The organism is Hymenobacter sp. UYCo722 (assembly GCF_040547115.1).
Classification (GTDB): Bacteria; Bacteroidota; Bacteroidia; order Cytophagales; family Hymenobacteraceae; genus Hymenobacter.
This window is the reverse complement of record NZ_JBEPPC010000008.1, coordinates 176,879-196,973: the sequence shown is the minus strand read 5'-3', so window position 1 is coordinate 196,973 and position 20,095 is coordinate 176,879. Positions and strand designations below refer to the sequence as shown.

The 20,095-nt window shown below is 63.6% G+C and carries 18 protein-coding genes; 12 read left to right on the top strand and 6 right to left on the bottom strand.

Translation table 11 applies throughout. The features are described from left to right. The first annotated feature begins 87 nt into the window (after window positions 1-87). Window positions 88-396: a hypothetical protein gene (locus ABIB44_RS17635; protein WP_354585991.1), complete on the top strand. Its 309-nt coding sequence runs from the start codon at window positions 88-90 to the stop codon at window positions 394-396. Between the two features lie 141 nt (window positions 397-537). Here the strand turns inward: ABIB44_RS17635 and ABIB44_RS17630 are convergent, their stop codons facing one another. Then, complete coding sequence (locus ABIB44_RS17630) at window positions 538-1,545, bottom strand: polyprenyl synthetase family protein (RefSeq protein ID WP_354585990.1); 1,008 nt, start codon at window positions 1,543-1,545, stop codon at window positions 538-540. 210 nt (window positions 1,546-1,755) lie between these two features. On the opposite strand from ABIB44_RS17630, the gene ABIB44_RS17625 reads away from it, so the two are divergent. Beyond that, complete coding sequence (locus ABIB44_RS17625) at window positions 1,756-2,616, top strand: alpha/beta hydrolase family protein (RefSeq protein WP_354585989.1); 861 nt, start codon at window positions 1,756-1,758, stop codon at window positions 2,614-2,616. After that, the gene (gene folK / locus ABIB44_RS17620) at window positions 2,613-3,122 is read left to right on the top strand and encodes a 2-amino-4-hydroxy-6-hydroxymethyldihydropteridine diphosphokinase (RefSeq protein WP_354585988.1); all 510 of its coding nucleotides are present in this window, start codon (window positions 2,613-2,615) and stop codon (window positions 3,120-3,122) included. The genes ABIB44_RS17625 and folK overlap by 4 nt, the downstream gene beginning before the upstream one ends. On the opposite strand, the gene ABIB44_RS17615 is transcribed toward folK, so the two are convergent. From ABIB44_RS17615 to ABIB44_RS17605, 3 genes are all read right to left on the bottom strand, one after another. Beyond that, complete coding sequence (locus ABIB44_RS17615; protein WP_354585987.1) at window positions 3,072-4,403, bottom strand: hypothetical protein; 1,332 nt, start codon at window positions 4,401-4,403, stop codon at window positions 3,072-3,074. The two genes, folK and ABIB44_RS17615, sit on opposite strands and share 51 nt — an antisense overlap. Before the next feature lie 224 nt (window positions 4,404-4,627). Further along, window positions 4,628-5,536 carry an ACP S-malonyltransferase gene (fabD, locus tag ABIB44_RS17610; RefSeq protein ID WP_354585986.1) on the bottom strand — a complete coding sequence of 303 codons (909 nt, stop codon included), beginning with the start codon at window positions 5,534-5,536 and terminating at the stop codon, window positions 4,628-4,630. A 114-nt stretch (window positions 5,537-5,650) separates the two neighbouring features. Next, a complete protein-coding gene (locus ABIB44_RS17605; RefSeq protein ID WP_354585985.1) occupies window positions 5,651-8,518 on the bottom strand; it encodes a T9SS type B sorting domain-containing protein in 2,868 nt (955 codons plus the stop codon). Window positions 8,519-8,881: 363 nt separating this feature from the next. On the opposite strand from ABIB44_RS17605, the gene ABIB44_RS17600 reads away from it, so the two are divergent. The 6 genes from ABIB44_RS17600 to ABIB44_RS17575 all read left to right on the top strand — a co-directional run bounded on the left by ABIB44_RS17600 (window position 8,882) and on the right by ABIB44_RS17575 (window position 15,480). Beyond that, on the top strand, window positions 8,882-9,589 hold the full coding sequence (locus ABIB44_RS17600) for a succinate dehydrogenase cytochrome b subunit (RefSeq protein WP_502916502.1): 708 nt from the start codon (window positions 8,882-8,884) through the stop codon (window positions 9,587-9,589). 104 nt (window positions 9,590-9,693) lie between these two features. Further along, on the top strand, window positions 9,694-11,628 hold the full coding sequence (locus ABIB44_RS17595; protein ID WP_354585983.1) for a fumarate reductase/succinate dehydrogenase flavoprotein subunit: 1,935 nt from the start codon (window positions 9,694-9,696) through the stop codon (window positions 11,626-11,628). Window positions 11,629-11,784: 156 nt separating this feature from the next. Beyond that, window positions 11,785-12,540 carry a succinate dehydrogenase/fumarate reductase iron-sulfur subunit gene (locus ABIB44_RS17590; protein WP_354586064.1) on the top strand — a complete coding sequence of 252 codons (756 nt, stop codon included), beginning with the start codon at window positions 11,785-11,787 and terminating at the stop codon, window positions 12,538-12,540. Between the two features lie 250 nt (window positions 12,541-12,790). Beyond that, window positions 12,791-14,044 (top strand): MFS transporter, encoded by a 1,254-nt coding sequence (locus ABIB44_RS17585; protein WP_354585982.1) that lies wholly within the window; start codon window positions 12,791-12,793, stop codon window positions 14,042-14,044. Between the two features lie 232 nt (window positions 14,045-14,276). Then, window positions 14,277-14,720 carry a carboxypeptidase-like regulatory domain-containing protein gene (locus ABIB44_RS17580; RefSeq protein ID WP_354585981.1) on the top strand — a complete coding sequence of 148 codons (444 nt, stop codon included), beginning with the start codon at window positions 14,277-14,279 and terminating at the stop codon, window positions 14,718-14,720. 232 nt (window positions 14,721-14,952) lie between these two features. Further along, window positions 14,953-15,480, top strand: a complete 528-nt coding sequence (locus ABIB44_RS17575) for an NADPH-dependent FMN reductase (protein WP_354585980.1) — start codon at window positions 14,953-14,955, stop codon at window positions 15,478-15,480. On the opposite strand, the gene ABIB44_RS17570 is transcribed toward ABIB44_RS17575, so the two are convergent. Both ABIB44_RS17570 and ABIB44_RS17565 read right to left on the bottom strand, forming a co-directional pair. Next, entirely contained in the window at window positions 15,477-16,013 is a 537-nt protein-coding gene (locus tag ABIB44_RS17570; protein ID WP_354585979.1) for a DUF2062 domain-containing protein, read from the bottom strand. The genes ABIB44_RS17575 and ABIB44_RS17570 overlap by 4 nt on opposite strands. Window positions 16,014-16,358: 345 nt before the next feature. Next, window positions 16,359-16,877, bottom strand: coding sequence for a DUF2062 domain-containing protein (locus ABIB44_RS17565; protein ID WP_354585978.1), 519 nt, complete (start codon window positions 16,875-16,877; stop codon window positions 16,359-16,361). 176 nt (window positions 16,878-17,053) lie between these two features. Between ABIB44_RS17565 and ABIB44_RS17560 the strand changes: the two genes are divergently transcribed. The 3 genes from ABIB44_RS17560 (at window position 17,054) to ABIB44_RS17550 (ending at window position 19,980) form a co-directional block, all read left to right on the top strand. Further along, the gene (locus ABIB44_RS17560) at window positions 17,054-17,176 is read left to right on the top strand and encodes a hypothetical protein (protein ID WP_354585977.1); all 123 of its coding nucleotides are present in this window, start codon (window positions 17,054-17,056) and stop codon (window positions 17,174-17,176) included. Between the two features lie 272 nt (window positions 17,177-17,448). Beyond that, window positions 17,449-18,384, top strand: coding sequence for a YihY/virulence factor BrkB family protein (locus tag ABIB44_RS17555; RefSeq protein WP_354585976.1), 936 nt, complete (start codon window positions 17,449-17,451; stop codon window positions 18,382-18,384). Window positions 18,385-18,528: 144 nt separating this feature from the next. After that, window positions 18,529-19,980: a DEAD/DEAH box helicase gene (locus tag ABIB44_RS17550; RefSeq protein WP_354585975.1), complete on the top strand. Its 1,452-nt coding sequence runs from the start codon at window positions 18,529-18,531 to the stop codon at window positions 19,978-19,980. Window positions 19,981-20,095: the final 115 nt, after the last annotated feature.

The following is a 20,095-nucleotide window of genomic DNA, read 5'->3' as shown; positions in this document are numbered from 1 at the left end:
CCGCCTATCTTTTTTCGAGCGCGCCGCGTACAACTTAAAGGGCCCCGGCCTCCTCTGTTCTTTCACCTCCCCCATTTCCCGCGCCTTATGTGGATTCAGCAACAACCCAACGCCCCCGCCCCGCTCGCCGACTTGCAAGGCCGGGCCGTGGGCCTCAAATTTGAGTGCAATCATTGCCACACCGAAGTCTTCACCGACCTCATCGGCGTGCCCGCCCCCAACGACCAGGCCGACTCGCCCGCCCATGCCGAGAACCACGAAATCGAGGAAATAAAGTGCCCCGGCTGCGACATGACCCACACCCTAGAAGTCGACAGCACCTTCGATGGCGTCACCTTTAAGGTTAGCGAGGTGCAGCCCGGCGGCGTAAGCTACCAGGTAGCGCAACCGCAATAGACCCCAGATGCGCACGAATTTTTATTCGTTATTCAACGGTCAAGCATCATCATTCCAAAACAGAAAAAGCCGCTCTATAAGCGGCTTTTTCTGTTCAATATCGGGTAGCTCCCGGCTACGAAAGCCGTGCGAATCGGTGGGCTACTTTTCCCGCTCAATCGTGTAGTTAATCAACTGCTCCAACGAGATGCGACTCGGTGACTCGGGGAAGGTGTGCAGGATGGCCAGGGCCTCGTCGCGGTAGTTTTTCATGGTCTGAATCGCGTAGTCCAGCCCGCCCGATTTCTTCACGAACTCAATTACCTGCTGCACCCGGTCGCGGTGGCCGGCGTTGTTTTTCACGTTGAAGATAACCTGGCGCTTTTCGAGCCAGCTGGCCTGCTGAAGGGCATAAATCAGCGGCAGGGTCATCTTTTTTTCTTTGATATCGATGCCCACCGGCTTGCCGATTTCGGCCGTGCCGTAGTCGAACAGGTCGTCCTTAATCTGAAAGGCGATGCCCACCTTTTCGCCAAACAGGCGGGCGCGCTCAATCGTCTCCTTGTCCGCCCCCACCGAAGACGCGCCCACCGCCGTGCACGAAGCAATGAGGGAAGCCGTTTTCTGGCGAATAATATCAAAATAAACGTCCTCGGTGATGTCGAGCTTGCGGGCTTTCTCAATTTGCAGCAGCTCGCCTTCGCTGAGCTCACGCACGGCGTTGCTCACGATTTTGAGCAGGTCGAAATCGTCGTTTTCGAGCGCGAGCAGCAGGCCGCGCGAGAGCAGGTAGTCGCCCACGAGCACGGCAATCTTGTTCTTCCACAGCGCGTTGATGGAGAAAAAGCCGCGGCGGTAGTTGCTTTCGTCCACCACGTCGTCGTGCACCAGGGTGGCCGTGTGCAGCAGCTCAATCAGGGCCGCGCCGCGAAAGGAGGAATCGGGCAGCGGGTCGCCGGTGTTGGGTTCGGCGCGGGCGGCGCGGGCCGTGAGAAACACGAACATGGGCCGAATCTGCTTGCCCTTGCGCTTCACGATGTAGCCCATAATCTTGTCGAGCAGCAGCACTTTGGTGCGCATCGACTGACGGAACTTGTGCTCAAACTCTTCCATTTCGGCCGCGATAGGAGCCTGAATCTGGTCGAGGGAGAAGGTAGGAGGATTGGGCATTGCGCCGGCAATGATACGCCAGGAGTGATGAAAGCAGTCCGTTCGGAACTATCGTTTGGCGCTTGCCAATGACGTTGCCGCGTCGGCACGACGGGCCGTAATCAATTGAATACTGCCCACTGTTCTGCTGTCGCAAGGTCCTTCGCAGTGCTCAGGATGACAACCACCTCGCCCCCTCGCCTACCCTTTTCCCCTGATTACCTTCGCGCCATGCTCACCCACCAGTCTTTTTTGCTCACCGGCGCGGCCCACCGTCGGCCTTTCGAAGCCGATGTCACCTATCAGGCCGATGGCCGGGCCAAGCCCGTGCTGCTGTTCGTGCACGGCTTCAAGGGGTTCAAGGACTGGGGACATTTCCCGTTGCTGGCCACGTTTTTTGCCGAGCGCGGCTTTGTATTCGCAAAGCTGAACCTCTCGCACAATGGCCTGGTAGTGGGCGGCACCGGCGATTTGGAAGATTTGGAGGCCTTCGGCCGCAACAATTTCAGCATCGAGCTCGACGATATCGGGCAGGTTATCGACGCGCTGTTCGCGCCCGGGGCCACGCCCGTGCCGGCCACCGAAATGGATTTGAACCGCTTTTTTCTGGCCGGGCACAGCCGGGGCGGCGGCCTGGTCCTGCTCAAGGCTGCCGAAGACCCGCGCGTACGGGCCCTGGCCACCTGGGCCGCCATTGCCGAAGTGCACCCGCAGTGGCCGCAAGCGGTATTTGATGAATGGGCGCGCACCGGGGTGCTGCACGTGCCCAACACCCGCACCGGCCAGGAGCTGCCCCTGCACTACCAACTGGTAGAAGACTACCAAGCCAACCGCTCGCGCCTTGATATTGCCCACAACGTGCGCCGCCGGCTGCGGCAGCCCCTACTCATCATCCACGGCGACGAGGACGAAACCGTGAGCGTTGCCGCCGCCCACGCCTTGCAGCAATTGCGGCCCGATGCCGAGCTGCTGCTGCTGGCCGGCACCACCCACATGTTTGGCGGTGCCCACCCCTGGCCCCACCCCGAGCTGCCCGCCCCCGCCCGCCAGCTGGCCGAGGCCACGGCGACATTTTTTGAGCGTCAGGCGTGAGTTCGCCCCCCTCCACCGCACCCACGCTGGCGTACCTGCTGCTGGGCTCCAACCTCGGCAACCGGGCCGCGCTGCTGGCCGCCGCCCGGCAGCAGCTGGCCGCTACGGCTGGCGATGTGGTCGCCGTATCGGGCATCTACGAAACGGCCGCCTGGGGGCGCGAAGACCAGCCCGCTTTCCTGAACCAGGCGCTAGCCGTGCGCACTTCGCTGCGGCCCGAAGCGCTGCTGGCCGCCTGCCAGGCCGCCGAGCAGCACGCCGGCCGCCAGCGGCTCGAGCACTGGGGCAGCCGCACGCTCGACGTCGACGTACTGCTTTTCGGGGCTGAAATCGTGGATACGCCCACGCTAGTAGTGCCGCACCCGCGCCTGCCAGCGCGCCGCTTTGCCCTCGTGCCATTGGCCGAAATTGCCGGCGCGCTACCGCATCCGCAGCTGCACGAAACCATCGAAACGCTACTGCTCCGCTGCTCTGATTCCTTGCCCGTGCGGCTCTGGCCCGGGTAATGAAGCCGCCGCCAGCGGCGGCACCCGGCGCAGGTCGAGCGCCACGTGGCCGGTCCGAAAAGCCAACCCCAGCAACCATAGCCCCAGCAGCCCCGCTCCCAGCCAGCGCGGGGCGCGGGCGGGCCAAGCGGCCAGCACCAGCAGCACCACCGGCCCGTACAGCACACTGGCGTACCGCTCGGCATCGTGCACGCCGGCCGCGCTCTGGGCAAACACCGTGAGGCCCGCCACCAGCGCTACCAGCGCCACGGTGGCCGCCCACAGCACCTTGCGCATCAGCGGCGGGCCGAAGCCAAGCCCGGGCGGGACCGGAAAGGCGGTGTTGGCTGCTACAGCATCGTGCGGGCTGGGCGGGCCGGGCAAGGCCAGCGCCCCCACCGGCCGCCGGGACCGCCACCGGGGCCACAGCACCGCGAACAACCCCAGCAGCGCGGCTGCCCACAGCGCATCGGGCAGCCCCGCCCGCGCCGAAGCCGGCAGGGGCACCAGCCAGCGCCCCAGCACAAAGCCGTAGTCGGCGGCCGAGCTCAGCAGCTGGCCCCAGCCCCGGGGCGGGTGGTAGCGGCTGGGCGCGGCCACCACCAGTAGCGCGTAGGTCTGCCAAATTAACCCGCTCAGCCCACTCAGCAGCAGGTGCAGCAGCAGCAGCCAGTGGCCCCGCGCCGCCAAGTGCCGCCAGGCACCCAGCAGCAGCGCTACGCCCACGCCCGCCAACAAAAACAACCCCAGCGTGCGCTGTAGGGGCAGCAGCACGCCCGCCGCCGTAGCCAGCGCCGCCCACTCGCCCCGGGCCGTGCGGAGCCATTGCAGCAGAGCCGCCAGGTAGGCCGCCACCAACATTATGAACACGCATTCGGCCCACACAAACTTGCCCACCAGCAGGCCGGGCGTGCCCAGCGCCAGCAGCAGCGGCAACAACAGCGCCCGCCGACGCGGCAGCAGCTGCCGGCCCAGCCAGCTCCAGAGCAGCAGGCTGCCCAGCAGAGCGGCACCGTGCAGCAGGCGTACCCCGGCCAGCGAGCCCACCGCCGCCAGCAGCAGCGGGTACAGCGGCGGCCAGTAGCGGTAGGGCGTGCCGTCGGGTTGCAGCAGCTGGCCGGTAGCGCGCAGCGTTTGGGCGGCGTGCAGGTACAGGCGCGAGTCGCTGGTGCCAGCCAGGCCGGACGCGGTCGTGTAGCTAAATAGTGCCAGCTGCACCAGGACGCCCACCGCTACCAGCCACCCGATAAGCGGCCGCGATTGGCGGCGGGCAGCACGGGCCGGGAAAGGAGCAGTAAACATCAATGGTCAATAACAGAGCTGAATGCCTTCGCGTGGCTGGCGTGGCAGCGGTTGAGAACCCAAAGAGCTTTCCCCAACGGGTCGTCAGGCTCATCTGCCGTCCCTTGGTCGAAGCAACTACACCGCGCCAGTAATCCAACCGACTGCGTCAATTACGCGGCAGAGATACTTCGGCTACGCGGACGCCAGATGAGCATGCCCGGATTGCGACAACCTACGCAGCCCTAAAAGCTGCTGACAGTGGCCGTGGGCACAATTTTCTTCACCAGCCCCTGCAGCACCTTGCCGGGGCCGCACTCCACGAAGTCGGTAGCGCCGTCGGCGGCCATGTGCTGCACCAGCTGCGTCCAGCGCACGGGGGCCGTGAGCTGAGCCAGCAGGTTGGCCTTGATTTCGGCCGGGTCGGTGTGGGGCCGCGCGTCCACGTTCTGGTACACGGGGCAGCGGGCGGGTCCGAAGGTGGTTTTCTCGATGGCCTCGGCCAGGGCGGCGGCGGCGCTCTGCATCAGGGGCGAATGGAAGGCCCCGCCTACGGGCAGCGGCAGGGCACGCTTGGCTCCGGCGTCTTTCATGGCCTCGCAGGCGCGGGCCACGCCTTCGGCTGAGCCGGAGATGACGAGTTGGCCGGGGCAGTTGTAGTTGGCGGCTACTACCACGGGCCCATCAGCGCTGATTTCCTGGCAGATGCGCTCCACCACGGCATCTTCAAGGCCCAGAATGGCGGCCATGGTACCGGGCTGCTCTTCGCAGGCGGCCTGCATGGCCTGGGCCCGGCGGGCCACCAGCGGCAGGGCGTCTTCAAACCGGAGCACGCCGGCCGCCACCAGCGCCGAAAACTCGCCCAGCGAATGGCCGGCCGTACTGCCGGGCGCGAAATCGGGCCGGGCCATGAACTGCGCCACCGAATGCACGAAAATAGCCGGCTGCGTTACATCGGTGCGGCGCAGGTCTTCCTCGGAACCCGCAAACATGATGTCGGTGAGGCTGAAGCCCAGAATGTCGTTGGCGCGGGTGAGCAGGGCGCGGGCGTCGAGGCTCTGGTCGAACAGCTCGCGGGCCATGCCCGGAAACTGGCTTCCCTGGCCAGGGAAAATAATGGCGGTTTTTACCACGTGCGAAGAGAAGTTTAGCAAGGTTGAAAGCCCAAAGAAACAGCCTGGCCCCGAAACGAGCCCGGGGCACGGCTGGCCCAAACAAAACGGGCGGGCCAATTGGCCCGCCCGGTAAGCATGTGCAGCAAGCTCGCGCTAGCGGACGATTTCGACCCAGCCCTTGTAAGTACGCTTGGTATTGGCGAAGTCGGCAAACTCCACCTCGGCCAAGTAGTAGTACACGCCGTCCGACACTTTGCGGCTCGCCGCGGTTTCGCTGGCCGCCCCGCCCCCGTCCCAGTTGATGAGAATGCGGTCGTTGGCCGTCGTCGTGTTTTCAAACACCTTCACGCCCCAGCGATTGTAGGCCTGAAAGTGAATCCTGCGCACGGGGCTGTAGTTCTTGGGCCGGAACACGGCGTTCTGCGCGTCGCCGTTGGGCGTGAATATATTGGGCAGCTTGAAGAACAGGCAGTTATCCTGGCACGCGATGTTGCTCGAGTCGCTCACCAGCCCGTTCGGGGACACGGCCTGCACCCGGTAGCAGCCGGCCGAGAAGGCCAAGTCGGTATGCAGGTAGCTGGTGGCCGTGGTTGTGGTCAGCAGCTGGAAGGCCCCCGTTTGGCCGGGCCGGTAAAACACATTGTAGCTGAGGTTGGAATCGTCGCAGCCGGCGGGCGTCTTGGTCAGCGACCACCGCAGGCGGTTCACATACCGGTCGCTCTGCCGCGGAAACTCCTGAAGGCTGGCCAGGCTGTCGCAGTTGGTGGGCAGCAGCGTAAGCTGCGGCGTGCAGGGGGGCGCGCTCAGCACCACGCAGCTTTCCTGGCTGCGGTTGGGCAGGTTGCTCAGGAAAGGATAAGCGGCATAGCGGCCCGTTGTGCGCACGTAGTAGCAATAGCGCTGGTTTTTTACCAGCCCGGGGTCGTTATCCGCATAAGTGCCGCCGGTTGCCGTGCTCGGGGCCGTGCCAATCTGCACGTAGCCACCCGTGGGGCCCCTGCGATAGATAACGGTAGGCTGCGCTGTATTATCCCAGGGCACATTAAACGTCCAGCTCACGGTAGCCGCCGTGCCGCCGTTGCGCGGCACCGCGCTGGCCCGCACGCTGCTGGCCGGGGCCGTGGTTTCGATAATGGTGCTCCCCTGCCCGGCGGGAAAAGTCCGCACAAAGCTCAGCTTGTAGCTGTACTGCTTGTCTTGGGTGTTCAGCACATTATCGGTGTAGCAGGTATCGGCCAGCGCAGTGATGGTGGCAATATCGCGGAAGTCTGCCGCCGCTGGGCTCAGGCCTTCGGCCCGGGCCAGCACGTAGCTCGGCGTGCCCGTAAACGCGGCACTGGTGCCGGTGCGCGGCTGCGTCCAGCACACCTGAATCTGGCCGGTCGTCGTCGTCGTCGTTGCCACGTCTACTTTGGTCAGCAGCGCCTCGCGGCCCGGAATGATGAGGCAGGCCTCGTTGGAGGCAATGCTTTCGCCCAGGGCCGGCGGCGGGAAACCCGCGTAGATGCGGTAGCAGTAGTTCACGCCCCGCTTCAGCCCACGGGCCGTGCCCGTGGCATCAGGGTTGTTATCAAGGTAGCTCACGTCGGAAGCCGCCACCCGCTTGATGAGTTGGTAGCCCGCGCTGGCCGGAATGCCCGTGATGCAGTTCCCCGGCACAAAGCCCGATTTTTCTTCCCTGCGGTAGATGTACATGTACTGCGCGTTGGTGCAGGTATACGAGTCCCAGGTCAGCTGCACGTTGTTGCCAGCGCCTGCTGGGGTAGCGCGCAGGCTCTGGGGCGGCGGTCCTACCACGGTTATGCGCCAGGTTTTTTCATCAATGAGCGGTGGGTTGGTCGGCGTGTTCGGACTCGGACTGTCCTGCGCCTTAAACACCACCAGGTAGGGCTCCTTGGCAACGTTGTTGCAGGCCGTATTCCAGGTAAAATTACCGGTGGCGGTGGGTGGGCCGGTCTGCGTTTGGACAAACGTGGCCGGCGGAATAATGCCCGCGTAGGCGAAGAGCGTTATCGGCGTCTGCGTGGTGTTGGGGCCGGTACCGTCCACGGCCGTCACTACCCCCCGCACTTGCTCCCCGGCAATCACGCATATGTCGGGCGGAATCGTCAGAATCGGCCGTCGGTTGGCGGTAGCAGCAATGGTAATCTGCATCTCCCTGATTACCAAGCCAATAAGGTCGAAGCCTCCCGGCGAGCGCCGATACTCTGAAATTTCGATGGCGACGTTGTACTCGCCCGCTTCTACCGGGGCGTTCCAGGTCAGCTGGCCGGTGCGGGCGTTCACTTCAAAAATAGCCGGTGGCGTGCCGTCCTCCTTTACCGGCGGAGTGGTCGTCACCGCCGGGTCATTCGGAAAATGGTAGCCCGAGCAGGTAACGGCTACCCGCTCGGGCCGGTTGGTGCCGGTACCCACGCAGGGCGGCCCAAGCAGCATCGTAACCGCACTCGTACTCCCCGGCACCTGCCGGCTGGGAGCCAGGCGAAAGGCCAGCGAGTCGCCGTCGGCATCATAGGCAGCCGGGTTATGCAGAAAAATCTGCCCGATGGCTCCCCGGTCAATGGCCGGGGCCTTCAGCACGGCCCCACGGTTGCCGCGCAGCGTGGGGTCGAGGTACACGGTAGTGGCGATGTAAAACGTTTGCGTGCTGGGGTTGGCCATGTTACGCACGGTACCATTTCGGTTTTCCCCCACAAAGCTGACGATGTAGGTACCCGAAGCGGGGTAGGTGTGCTCAAAATAATACACGTTGCTGCCCACCCGCGGGTCAGAGGCCACTGGTACGGCCTCGGGCGTGGTGCGCGCTATTTCGGAGCCCGGGCAAGTAGCCGTACCATCGCCAAAAAAAATGGTTGCGGTGGGCTGCTTGGCAATGATACTGGGGGTAATGTCGGTGTATAGAATCATCCGAAAGAACACCCGCCGCGAGCCCAATGGGGCATTGGCAGTCGTATCGTAGGTGGCTCTGATGTCGCCGGCGCGCAGGTGGGAGGCTTGAGCAGCCCCGGGACGCAGGACCATAGAGGCCAACAGGCCTAATAGCGCCAGCGCCAGCCGGGTCCGGCTCCGCACCCGAAGAGAAAAGAGTGTGGTCATAGTCAATCGGAGGTATTGAGAGGAAAAGAAGTGCGGGCCAGACGCCCGGCATTGCTAACAAGCACGAAGCCGTGCGTGTTAACGATGCCGGCGGTGGATAGATTCACCACGCCCGGCAATGTTCGGCGCAGCCCCGGTTGCGCGCAAGAATCGGGCCGGCCGTTGGCCGATTAGCGGGTGGGGCCTACCTTTGAGCAACCTAAACATACATCTTCACTTCCCAAGTTTGGCGACTTTATGAGTTGGATAACCAAAACACTCTCCAGCAGCATTGGCCGGAAAATTATTATGGCCGCTACGGGCCTGTTTCTGTGCACTTTCCTGGTGGTTCACCTCGTTGGCAACCTGCAGCTATTCAAGCACGACCAGGGCGCGGCCTTCAACACCTACTCGCACTTCATGGGTACCAACCCAATCATTCGCACCATCGAGTGGGGGTTGGTGCTGGGCTTCGGCTTCCATATTTTTGAGGCCATCGTACTTTCCCGCCGCAACAAGGCGGCGCGCGGCGCGCAGGGCTACGTGAGCAACCACTCGGAACAGAATTCGGAGTGGACCTCGCGCAACATGGGTATCCTGGGCAGCATCATCCTGATTTTCCTGATTGTTCACCTCTATAACTTCTTCTGGCGCGCCCGTTTCGCCGGCGACCTGACCCACATGGGCGGGGCGAACCTGGAGACGCGCGACTACGACAACCTATACCTGGCGGTGGTATCGTCGTTCCACATCTGGTGGTACGTGCTGCTGTACGTGGCCGCTCAGCTTAGCCTCGGCTACCACTTGTGGCACGGCTTCCGCTCGGGCTTCCAGACGCTGGGCCTGAACCACCGCAAGTACACCCCGCTTATCACCTACGTGGGCTATACCTTCGCCGTGGTCGTGTCGGCTGCCTTCGCCTCCATGCCGCTGTACTTTTTCCTGTTCACCAACGAGCAGGGCGAGCTGGCCGCTAATGCCCCGGCGCTGCTGCACAGCGTGGCTTCTATCTTTTAATTGACCTGAGTCGATAAAAACCCGTCGGCCGGGCCAACACCCGGAACCGTTTGCGGTTACTATATCACTCAATCTCTCAGTCACTCCCTCAATTCCGTCACCCTATGCTGTTGGAATCCAAAGCCCCCGAAGGCCCCCTCGCCGAAAAGTGGGAAAAGCACAAGTTTAACGTTAAGCTCGTGAACCCCGCCAACAAGCGGAAATACGACGTAATTGTGGTGGGTACCGGCCTGGCCGGGGCTTCGGCCGCCGCGTCGCTGGCCGAGCTGGGCTACAACGTGAAGGCCTTTACCTACCACGACTCGCCCCGCCGCGCGCACTCCATTGCCGCGCAGGGTGGCATCAACGCCGCCAAGAACTACCAGAACGACGGCGACTCGGTATTCCGCCTGTTCTACGATACCATTAAGGGCGGTGACTACCGGGCCCGCGAAGCCAACGTGTATCGCCTGGCTCAGGTATCGGTTAATATTATTGACCAGTGCGTGGCCCAGGGTGTGCCCTTCGCCCGCGAATACGGTGGGCTACTTGCTAACCGCTCGTTCGGCGGCGCGCAGGTAAGCCGTACGTTCTACGCCCGGGGCCAAACCGGACAGCAGCTGTTGCTGGGAGCCTACTCGGCCCTGAGCCGCCAGATTGCCTACGGCAAGGTGAAAATGTACACCCGCTCGGAAATGCTCGACGTAGTGGTGGTTGATGGGCAGGCCCGCGGCATCGTGACGCGCAACATCATCACCGGCGACATCGAAACCCACGCGGCGCACGCCGTGGTGCTGGCCACGGGTGGCTACGGCAACGTGTTCTATCTGAGCACCAACGCCATGTATTGCAACGTGACGGCGGCCTGGCGCGCTCACAAGAAAGGCGCGTACTTCGCCAACCCCTGCTTTACCCAGATTCACCCTACCTGCATCCCGGTATCGGGCGATTACCAGTCGAAACTGACGCTGATGTCGGAATCGCTGCGTAACGATGGCCGCGTGTGGGTACCTGCCACCAAAGAAATTGCCGAGCGCCTGCGCAAGGGCGAAATCAAGGCAACCGACATCAAAGAGGATGACCGCGACTACTTCCTGGAGCGCAAGTATCCGGCTTTTGGCAACCTCGTGCCGCGCGACGTGGCTTCGCGCAACGCCAAGCTGATGTGCGATGAGGGCCGTGGCGTGGGCAGCACCGGCCTGGCCGTGTACCTCGACTTCTCCGACATCATCAAGCGCACGGGGGCTGAGGCGGTGAGCCAGAAGTACGGCAACCTGTTTGCCATGTACGAGAAAATCACCGACGAAGACCCCTACACGCTGCCAATGCGCATTTACCCGGCGGTGCACTACACCATGGGCGGGCTGTGGGTCGACTATAACCTGCAAACCACCGTGCCCGGCCTGTATGCCACCGGCGAGTGTAACTTCTCCGACCACGGGGCTAACCGCCTCGGCGCGTCGGCCCTGATGCAGGGCCTGGCCGACGGCTACTTCGTAATCCCTTATACCATCGGCGATTACCTGGCCCAGACGCCACCCAAGCCGGTGGGCACCGACCACCCCGCCTTCGCCGAGTCGAAGGCCGGTGTGCAGGCCCGCACCGAGCAGCTGCTCAACATCAAGGGCAACCGTACGCCGGATGATTTCCACAAAATCCTCGGCCACATCATGTGGGAGTATTGCGGCATGGCCCGCTCGGCCGAAGGCCTGACCCACGCCAAAGCCGAGATTCAGAAGCTGAAGAAGGAATTCTGGAGCGATGTGAAGGTGGTGGGTACCGGCGAGGAAATGAACCAGGCGCTGGAGAAAGCCGGCCGCGTGGCCGACTTCATCGAGCTCGGCGAGCTGATGGTGGACGACGCCCTGAACCGCAACGAAAGCTGCGGCGGCCACTTCCGCGAGGAGTACCAGACCCCCGAGGGCGAGGCCCTGCGCGACGACGATAATTTCGCCTACGTGGCAGCTTGGGAGTACACGGGCGAAAATCAGCCCGAGAAACTCAACAAGGAAGAGTTGACGTTTGAAAACGTGAAGCTGACCCAACGCAGCTACAAGTAATATCCTGTCATGCTGAGTGCAGCGAAGCATCTTATCACGCTCGCGCCAGTTTATTTACTAAACCAACGAGCCCAAGCGTGATAAGGTCCTTCGCTGCGCTCAGGATGACATACTGTAAAATAACCAATGGCCGGTTCCAACCCCAACGCTAAACCGATGAACCTGACCCTGAACGTGTGGCGGCAGCCCAACCGCCAGGCTCAGGGGAAGATTGTGGAGTACCACGTGAAGGACATTTCGCCCGATATGTCGTTTCTGGAAATGCTCGACGTGCTGAATGAAGACCTGCTGCGCGGCGGCCAGGACCCCGTGGCCTTCGACCACGACTGCCGCGAGGGCATCTGTGGCTCGTGCGACCTGTTCATCAACGGCCGCTCGCACGGCCCGGAGAAGGGCACGACCACCTGCCAGCTGCACATGCGCAAATTCTCGGATGGCGACACCATCACCATCGAGCCCTGGCGCGCCAATGCCTTCCCGGTGAACAAGGACCTGAGCGTGGACCGCTCGGCGTTCGACCGCATCATCCAGGCGGGCGGCTATGTGAGCGTAAACACGGGCGGCGCGCCCGACGGCAACGAGATTCCGATTCCGAAGGAGATTTCGGACCGGGCCTTTGAGGCAGCTACCTGCATTGGCTGCGGCGCGTGCGTGGCCGCCTGCAAGAATGCGTCGGCTATGCTGTTTGTATCGGCCAAGGTGTCGCAGCTCGCGCTGCTGCCCCAGGGCCAGGTCGAGCGCAAAACCCGCGTCGAGAACATGGTGGCCCAGATGGACAAGGAAGGCTTCGGGGCGTGCACCAACATCGGCTCGTGCGCGGCCGAGTGTCCGGTGGGCATCTCGCTGGAAAACATTGCCATTCTGAACCGCGAGTTCCTCGCGGCCAAAGCCGTGTCGAACAACCTGGCGTAAACCAGGAAAACCGACGTTTAGGGCAAGCCCTGGCAGTAGCTACTGCCGGGGCTTGCCTTTTTACCGAGACAGTGTGCGGGGCTTTTGCCTTCTGTTGCTTCCTTTCGCAGCTCACTCCAAGGCCCGCTTGCTGGCGGGGAGTAGTGTGAGACGGTTGGGAGCAGTAATACTTGGCTCGGGCCGAAAGCGCCATGTAGCTCGGGCTCCGCGCAGTTCGCACTACCCGGCAGCAGTGCCGTTACTTTGACCCGTGCCCCTGCTTCCCCCCTCCTCCGACCGTCGCCTGCCGCTGCTCTACGCCATTATACTGGTTGATGTGATTGTGGGAACGGCGGTGGGACCGGTACTGCCGGAGTTCGTGCGCGGGCTGCCCCGGCCGCAGCTGTGGCTGAGCGTGGGTACCGGGCTGTTTTTGGGGGTGCAGTTATTTTCAGCCCCGCTGCTGGGGCGGCTGGGCGACGGCTACGGGCGGCGGCCCATTTTCATCCTGTCGGCGGTGGGCACGCTGCTGGCCAATGCGCTGCTGCTGCCGGTACGCACGGGGCTGTACTTCGTGAACCGCGTTTCCGATGGCCTTACCAACGGCATGTATGCGACGGTGCGCTCGGCCATTACCGACATTTCCCCGCCCGAACGACTGTTTCGCAACCTCGGCATCGAGGGAGCCATTATTTCGCTGGGCTTCGTGCTGGGGCCCATGGCGGCGGGCATCATGCTCACGGTGCTGCACGTGCCGCCGGCCCAGCAGGCCACCTACGTAGTGCGGCTGGCCCTGGCCCTGGCCGCCCTGAACGTGGCCCTTAGCCTGTGGCTGCCCGAAACCCACGCCGGGCGCGGGGGCGTGCGCGGGGCCGAACTGCGCGCCGAGCTGGCGGCCAGCCTCAACCCGCTTACATTGTGGGCGCGGCTGCGGGCGAAGGACCAGCAGAACCCCGGCATCCGGCGCATTGTGCTGACGCAGGTGGCCCTCACGCTCAGCACGGGGTACTATTTCTATTTCGTGCCTTTTGCCAGCCTGGGGCCGCTGCACCTTGATGCGCGCCAGATTTCTTACTTCTTCATGTATTTCGGGGCGCTGAGTGTGGGGCTGAATTACGCGTTCTACACCTTCCTGGCCGACCGGCTCGACCAGCGCCGGGCCATTGTGTGGCTGGCGGCGCTGGGCACGCCGGTGCTGGCCGGCTACGGCCTGATGGGCACTTCAAAAGTAGCCCTCTACGCGCTGGTGACGGCCGACTGCCTCACGCTCTCGCTCATTCAGGGCTTGCTGGAAGGGCGGTTGGCCCGCCGCACCACCGAGGACGACCGGGGCGAAATATTCGGGCTGAACCAAGCGTTTCAGTCGCTGGCCAGCTTCGGCACGGCCCTGGTGTTCGGGGGGCTGTCGGTGCTCGACTTGCGGCTGCCGTGGGCGTGGTTTGCGCTGTGCCTGGCGGCGGTGGCGGCACTGGCCGCGTGGCCGGAGCCGGCCGAAGGGCCCGGCCCCGAAACCACGCCGGGGTAGCTGATTTAGAACGGCTTTTGCCGATGGTAGTCAGTTGGGCCTCGTTCGGCATGTTTTAGCGTTGATTCATAGACTATTTGACCTCACGTTTGTATTGAAATAGCTACCTTGGATGGCTTGGTTGGCGGCCGGGCCATTTATTTTCTGCAGCCTCGTTTGTTTAACCAATTTGCTGGCGGGCTTTGGTTCAATAGCGGCGGCGGCTTGTTCCTTACTGCTTATTTCCGCATCCATGAACTACCTGATGATTTTGGTGCAGCTCGCTCTGCTGCTGACGGGTACTGCCGCACGGGCGCAGCAACAATCAGTGGGAGCCCCGGCTAGCCCGCCCCAGACCACGCCACCCAACGAGCTGGAGTGTCGGGTGCTGACCGGCCGCGTGACCGACCCATTTGCCTATCCGCTCACGGGGGCCACCATCATGCTGCGCAGCCCGGGCCAGGGTTTCTCGCCCGATGCTTTCAGCACTAATTCGGAAGGCCACTACATTATCACGACCAAGCAGGCCATTCCGCGCAACACCGTAATGGAAATTACGGCCAGCGGCTATGCCACGCTGGAGCTGCCCCTGGCCAACTGCCGCCCCCTCGACCTCACCATGACGCCGCTGGTGACCACCAAATACAAGGTGAAGTTCCGCGCTAAAAAGGCTTTGGGCGACGGCAAGGTGCGCTAGGCAGCTTTTTGAGTTATCCAGAACGGGGTAGAGAGCTGTAGATTTGGGGTATAAGATGCTTCGGCGATGGGCAGCCAGAGGTAGCTAAAGGCTGAAACGAAGGGATGGGGTATTGGCAGCGGCTGGAAAAGGGGTTGTACAGCACGCGAAAAATTTTCGGAGGCCATTTGCACAACCTCTGCCCCACCCAGCGGTTTACCAGCATACTTACACTTCGTATTACCGCGCACCTTTGATTACCATCCTCTCCGGCACCAACCGCCCGGGCTCCCGCGCCCGCCGCGTGGCCGACTATTACGCCACCATGCTCGCCGAGTTGGGGGCCGAATGCCAAGTCCTGGACCTGGCCGAGCTGCCCGCCGATTTCACCACCACGGCCCTCTACGCCAACGCCGGCACCCACCCCGAATTCAACCGCCTGGCGGGCCTGCTGGCCGCCAGCACCCACTGGGTCATCATCACGCCCGAGTACAATGGCTCATTCCCGGGCGTACTCAAGGCGTTCATTGATGGCCTGCCCTACCCGGGGGCCTTTCAGGGCAAAAAGGCGACGCTAGTCGGCTTGAGCAGCGGCGGCCAGGGTGGCCTGCTGGCCATGACGCACCTCACCGACGTGCTGATGTACCTGGGCACCGCCGTGCTGCCTCAGCGCGTGCGCCTGCCTTTTATCAGCCAGGACCTTGATGCCGAGCTGGGACTGCGCCAGGAGTTGTCGCGGCAGCTGCTGCGCGAGCAAGCAGAGGCATTGCTGGCGTTTTAGGCCCGGCCGGTACCCCGGTTCGCTGCCAAGCGTCGGAACAGCGGCTTTAATACGGCATACAACACGAGTACCAGCGGCACGGATGCCAGTAGCCACAGTACTAGCGCTCCCAGTTCGGCCCGCCACAACAAGTGCAGCGCCGCGCGCCAGTCTTCGGCAAACAGGTGGCGCACTTGGGTCAGGCTAAGGCTTTGCTCCTGGGCATTGCCTAACAGACGAGCACCCTGGCGCAGCAGGGGTACTAACAGCAACAGCTGCAAAGGCGTCATCAGGTGGCTTATGAGCTGGATGGCCGCCATATTTAAGCGCAGGCGCAGGGCCAACACTCCTGCCACGGTCGTGATAGCGCCCAGGAAAGGCACCAACCCCGCCGCCACGCCCAGCGCCACAGTCAGCGCCAATGTTTCGGGGGCCAAACCTTGCTGCAGCAGAACCAGCAGCGGGCCGGTTACCCGGCGGCGGAACCAGCCACCGAGCGGGGCCGACGGCTCCGCTGCAACTTTGGGCCCGGGTGGCGGCAGGGGATTGAGCATGAAGTGGGCCCGGGGCCGGGAATTGGGTTAGCGTCGCTAAATATAGCACGCCGCCGGTAGGACAGCAGTAGATATCCAGCCAGTGGATTAGCGCCTACAGCCGGCGCAACCGAACAGCTTCTTACGGCAAAGTAGTCTACCAGAAGCGAGCAAATCGAGCGCCGCAGCATAAGCCCCTGCTGCCTTATTCCCGCAAAGGGCTCCCCGATAGGACAACCATACTCGTTGCGAAGTTGGGTGTGAGGTCGCGCGTACCCTATTGCTTTTTCGCAAATCATTTCCTAGCAAGTATTCCATTTACCGGAAATCAGGTATTTGGCATGCGAGTGCCGGCTGAACCGGTCATCAGGAAGCTGTAACCTCCTCGACCTCCTGCCGGGCCACGATGCGGGCAAATACTGGCTTCAATACCAAGTAAAGCATGCCCACCAGCAAGGTCCCGCCTACCGCCCAAATTGCCAGGGCGCCCAGCTCGGCGCGCCAGAGTAGGTGCAGCGCCTCGCGCCAATCGGTGGCGATGAGATGACGCACAGAAGACACGCTCAGAACCTGAGCCGAAGGGCCGCCGAGCAGCCGCGCCCCCTGGGTGAGCAGCACCGGCAGCAGCAGCAGCTGCACGGGCGTGAGCAGGTGCGTCACCAGCTGCAGGGCAGCAATATTGAGGCGCAGCCGCCAGGCGACCAGCACGGCCAGCGCCGTAGTAGCCCCGAACAGCGGCACGACCCCCACCACTACCCCCAGGGCCACGGTGAGGGCCAGCTGCCCCGGCGACAGGCCCTGCTTCAGCAGGTGGAGCAAGGGAGTGAGCACGCGGCGGCGCAGCCAGGAGGCAGCCGGTGGCGTAGCGAGAGGAGGTGGGGGCAAAGCAGACATAAGTGAGCAGGCAAACGCATCGACCCGGCCAGAACCGATACCGCGTCGGGTACGGCACGGGTGCGCCGTACGTTGGGCAGTGGGCTCCGGGCCGGGCTATTTCTAACCACAAAGGTACCCCGCCCCGGCGGGCGCGAGGCCAAGGCCAGTATCTGCCGGAACAGAACATGCAGGCCGAAGTGGAGCCCGGCCACGAGCGGAACAGCCGCCAGCAGCCATTGCAGCAGCACCCCCAGCTGGGGCGCGCCACCGCCGCCGCCCGGCCGCGCCCCAGCCCGCGTAGTCGATGAAAAGCCGTAAGCTGCGAATGGCAAGGTGAGCCATTTTATGTTCCGCTCCCACAAGCCAGACCTGGAGCGTGGAGCAGGTCGAGAAACGGGTTATCGGACCGTCGCCGCATCCAGGAAGGCGGCGGCGCGGCGGGCAATAACGGGGTGGGCTTGGGAGGCAGCGTGGCGCAGGGGCCGAAACTCGGCGGGCCGGCGTTCAGCCAGCCCGTACCTTCGCAGCAGGCGCAGTCTTCCTGTATGCCTGCGCCGCAAAACGTTGCCACCTGGGCATTATGATAAAGTTAGGTTCTGAGGCCGAGCTACCCGGCCCGTGGTGGCGTGAGTTGCCCATTTTGCTGCACCGCGCGGCCCGCGAGCTGGGCCAGAACGACCCATTGCGGCTGGGCGCGGCCACGGCCTTCTTCACCTCGTTTGCGCTGCCGCCCATCCTCATTATTCTGGTGCAGCTGCTGAGCTCGCTCTACCCTTCGTCCTTGGTGCGGGTGATGCTGCTGGGCAAGGTCAGCAACCTGGTAGGAGCCCCGGCGGCCGGGCTGGTATCCCAGATTGTGATGAACGTGGCCGACCCCCGGCGCAGCCGGCTGGTGACGGTGGGCGGGTTTGTATTTCTGCTGTTCGTGGCTACCACGCTGTTCACCATCATTCAGCACTCGCTCAATCAGCTCTGGCAAATCCGGCCCAAGCGGGGCGCGGGCAAACTGTCGCAGGCCGTGGGCGAGCGGGCTCGCTCGCTGGGCATTCTGCTGGCCACGGCGGGCCTGTCGCTGCTGGCCTTTGGCACCGATGCGGCCCTGAGCCTGTTTGCCGAAAGCATTCGCGACTTCGATATCACCTTCACCTACTTCGTGGTGCGCGGGCTGAACGCGGTAATTGCCTGGCTGATTCTGGCGGCCTGGTTTGGCATCACCTTCCGCACCCTGAGCCTGGCCAAAGTGCCGTGGCGGGCCGTCACGCGCGGGGCGGCGCTCACGGCCCTGCTCATCAGCCTGGGCGAAGTGGTGCTGGGCCAGCTGCTGGTAGCGCGCAATTTGGGGCCGGTGTACGGGCCGGCCTCTAGCCTGGTGCTGGTGCTGCTGTTCGTGTTCTATTGCGCCATGATATTTTATTTCGGAGCGGCCTTCACAAAAGCTTATGCTCACCGGATTGGACTCGATATCCGACCCAAAAAGTCGGCCGTGCGGTATCGGCTGGTGAATGTGGAGGAATAAGAAGGAATTCGTCTGTCATCCTGAGCATCGCGAAGGACCTTATCAGGGCTGAACGGTTTGCAGCAATCAACTGGCGCAAGCGTAACAAGGTCCTTCGCTGCACTCAGGATGACAGACGCTGCCTCAAAGCCGTACCTTTGCCCCGTGCAAACTCCTGATACCTCCGCCGCCGGGGCCGCTGCCGAAGCGCCCAAATCCGCCAAGCCTGACCTGCAATTCGCCGATTTCGGCCTTTCCCCCGCCCTGCTGGCCGGGGTGGCCGAGCTAAATTTCACCCAGCCCACGCCCGTGCAGCAGCTGGTGCTGGCCCCCGCCCTCGAAGGGCAGGACGTGGCCGGGCAGGCCCCCACGGGCTCGGGCAAAACCGCTGCTTACGGCCTGGCCATCCTGCAGCAGGTTGATGTGACGTCGGCCACCATGCAGGCGCTGGTGCTGGTGCCCGCCCGCGAGCTGGTGATGCAGGTGCGCGATGCCCTGCGCGGCCTCGGCAAGCACATGGCCAACCTGCGCGTGGCCGGCTACTACGGCGGCCACGCCATGCGCGAAGAAGTGAAAGGCCTGCAGCAGATGCCCCACATTGTGGTAGCCACGCCCGGCCGCATGCTCGACCACCTCGAGCGCCGCACCATCGTGCCCAACCGCCTGAAAGTGCTGGTGCTGGACGAGGCCGACAAGCTGCTGGAGCTGGGTTTTCAGGAGGAAATGGCCACCATCATCAGCCGCTTGCCGCAGCGGCGGCAAACGCTGCTGTTCTCGGCCACCATGCCCGATAAGGTGCTGAACCTCGTGCGCGAGTACCTCACCCGCCCCCGGGTGATGAACGTGGGCGGCTCGAACGCCACCACGCTGCCCGAGAGCCTGGTGCTGCGCGGCCACATCCTGAGCGCCGCCGACCAGAAGCCGGCTGCCCTCTTCCAGCTCCTCAACGCCCCCGACGCGGGCCGGGCCCTGGTATTTGCCAACACCCGCGACCGCGTGGAGGAGCTCACCCGCTTCCTGCGCGGCCGGGGCATGGCCGCCGAGGCCCTGCACGGCAAGATGCTGCAGCCCGAGCGCGACAAATCCATGATGAAGCTGCGCAACGGCTCAGCCACCGTGCTGGTCGCTACCGACGTAGCCGCCCGGGGCCTCGACGTGAGTGAGCTCGACACGGTGGTGCAATTCGACCCGCCCCACGATGCCGACACCTTCCAGCACCGGGCCGGCCGCACGGCCCGCGCCGGGGCCGTGGGCACCGCCCACCTGCTGGTAATTCCGCACGAGCAGCAGAAAATTCAGCAGTGGCCCGCCGCCCGCACCGTGGACTGGAAGGGCCTGCGCCCCGCTACCCTGCCCAACGCCCTGCCCAAAGCCCCGCGCCCCAGCACCGTCACGCTGCACGTATCGGCGGGCAAGAGCGAGAAAATCAGCCGGGGCGACCTGGCGGGGGCCTTCGTGAGCGTGGGCGAAATGGAGCGCGAGGCCGTGGGCCGCATCGAGGTATTCGACCACCACAGCTTCGTGGCCGTGCCCGAGGCCCAGGCTGAGGAGATACTGGCCCGCATGCAGGGCGCGAAGGTGAAAGGTAAGAAAGTGAAAGTGGCGCTGATTCGATAGGGCTGGAACCACATCCTGAACGTCATGCTGAGCGCAGCCGAAGCATCTCGCGTGCAGCAGTAAATCAATCGTGAAATCGGGATTGGTGAGTGATAGCACGCGAGATGCCTCGGCT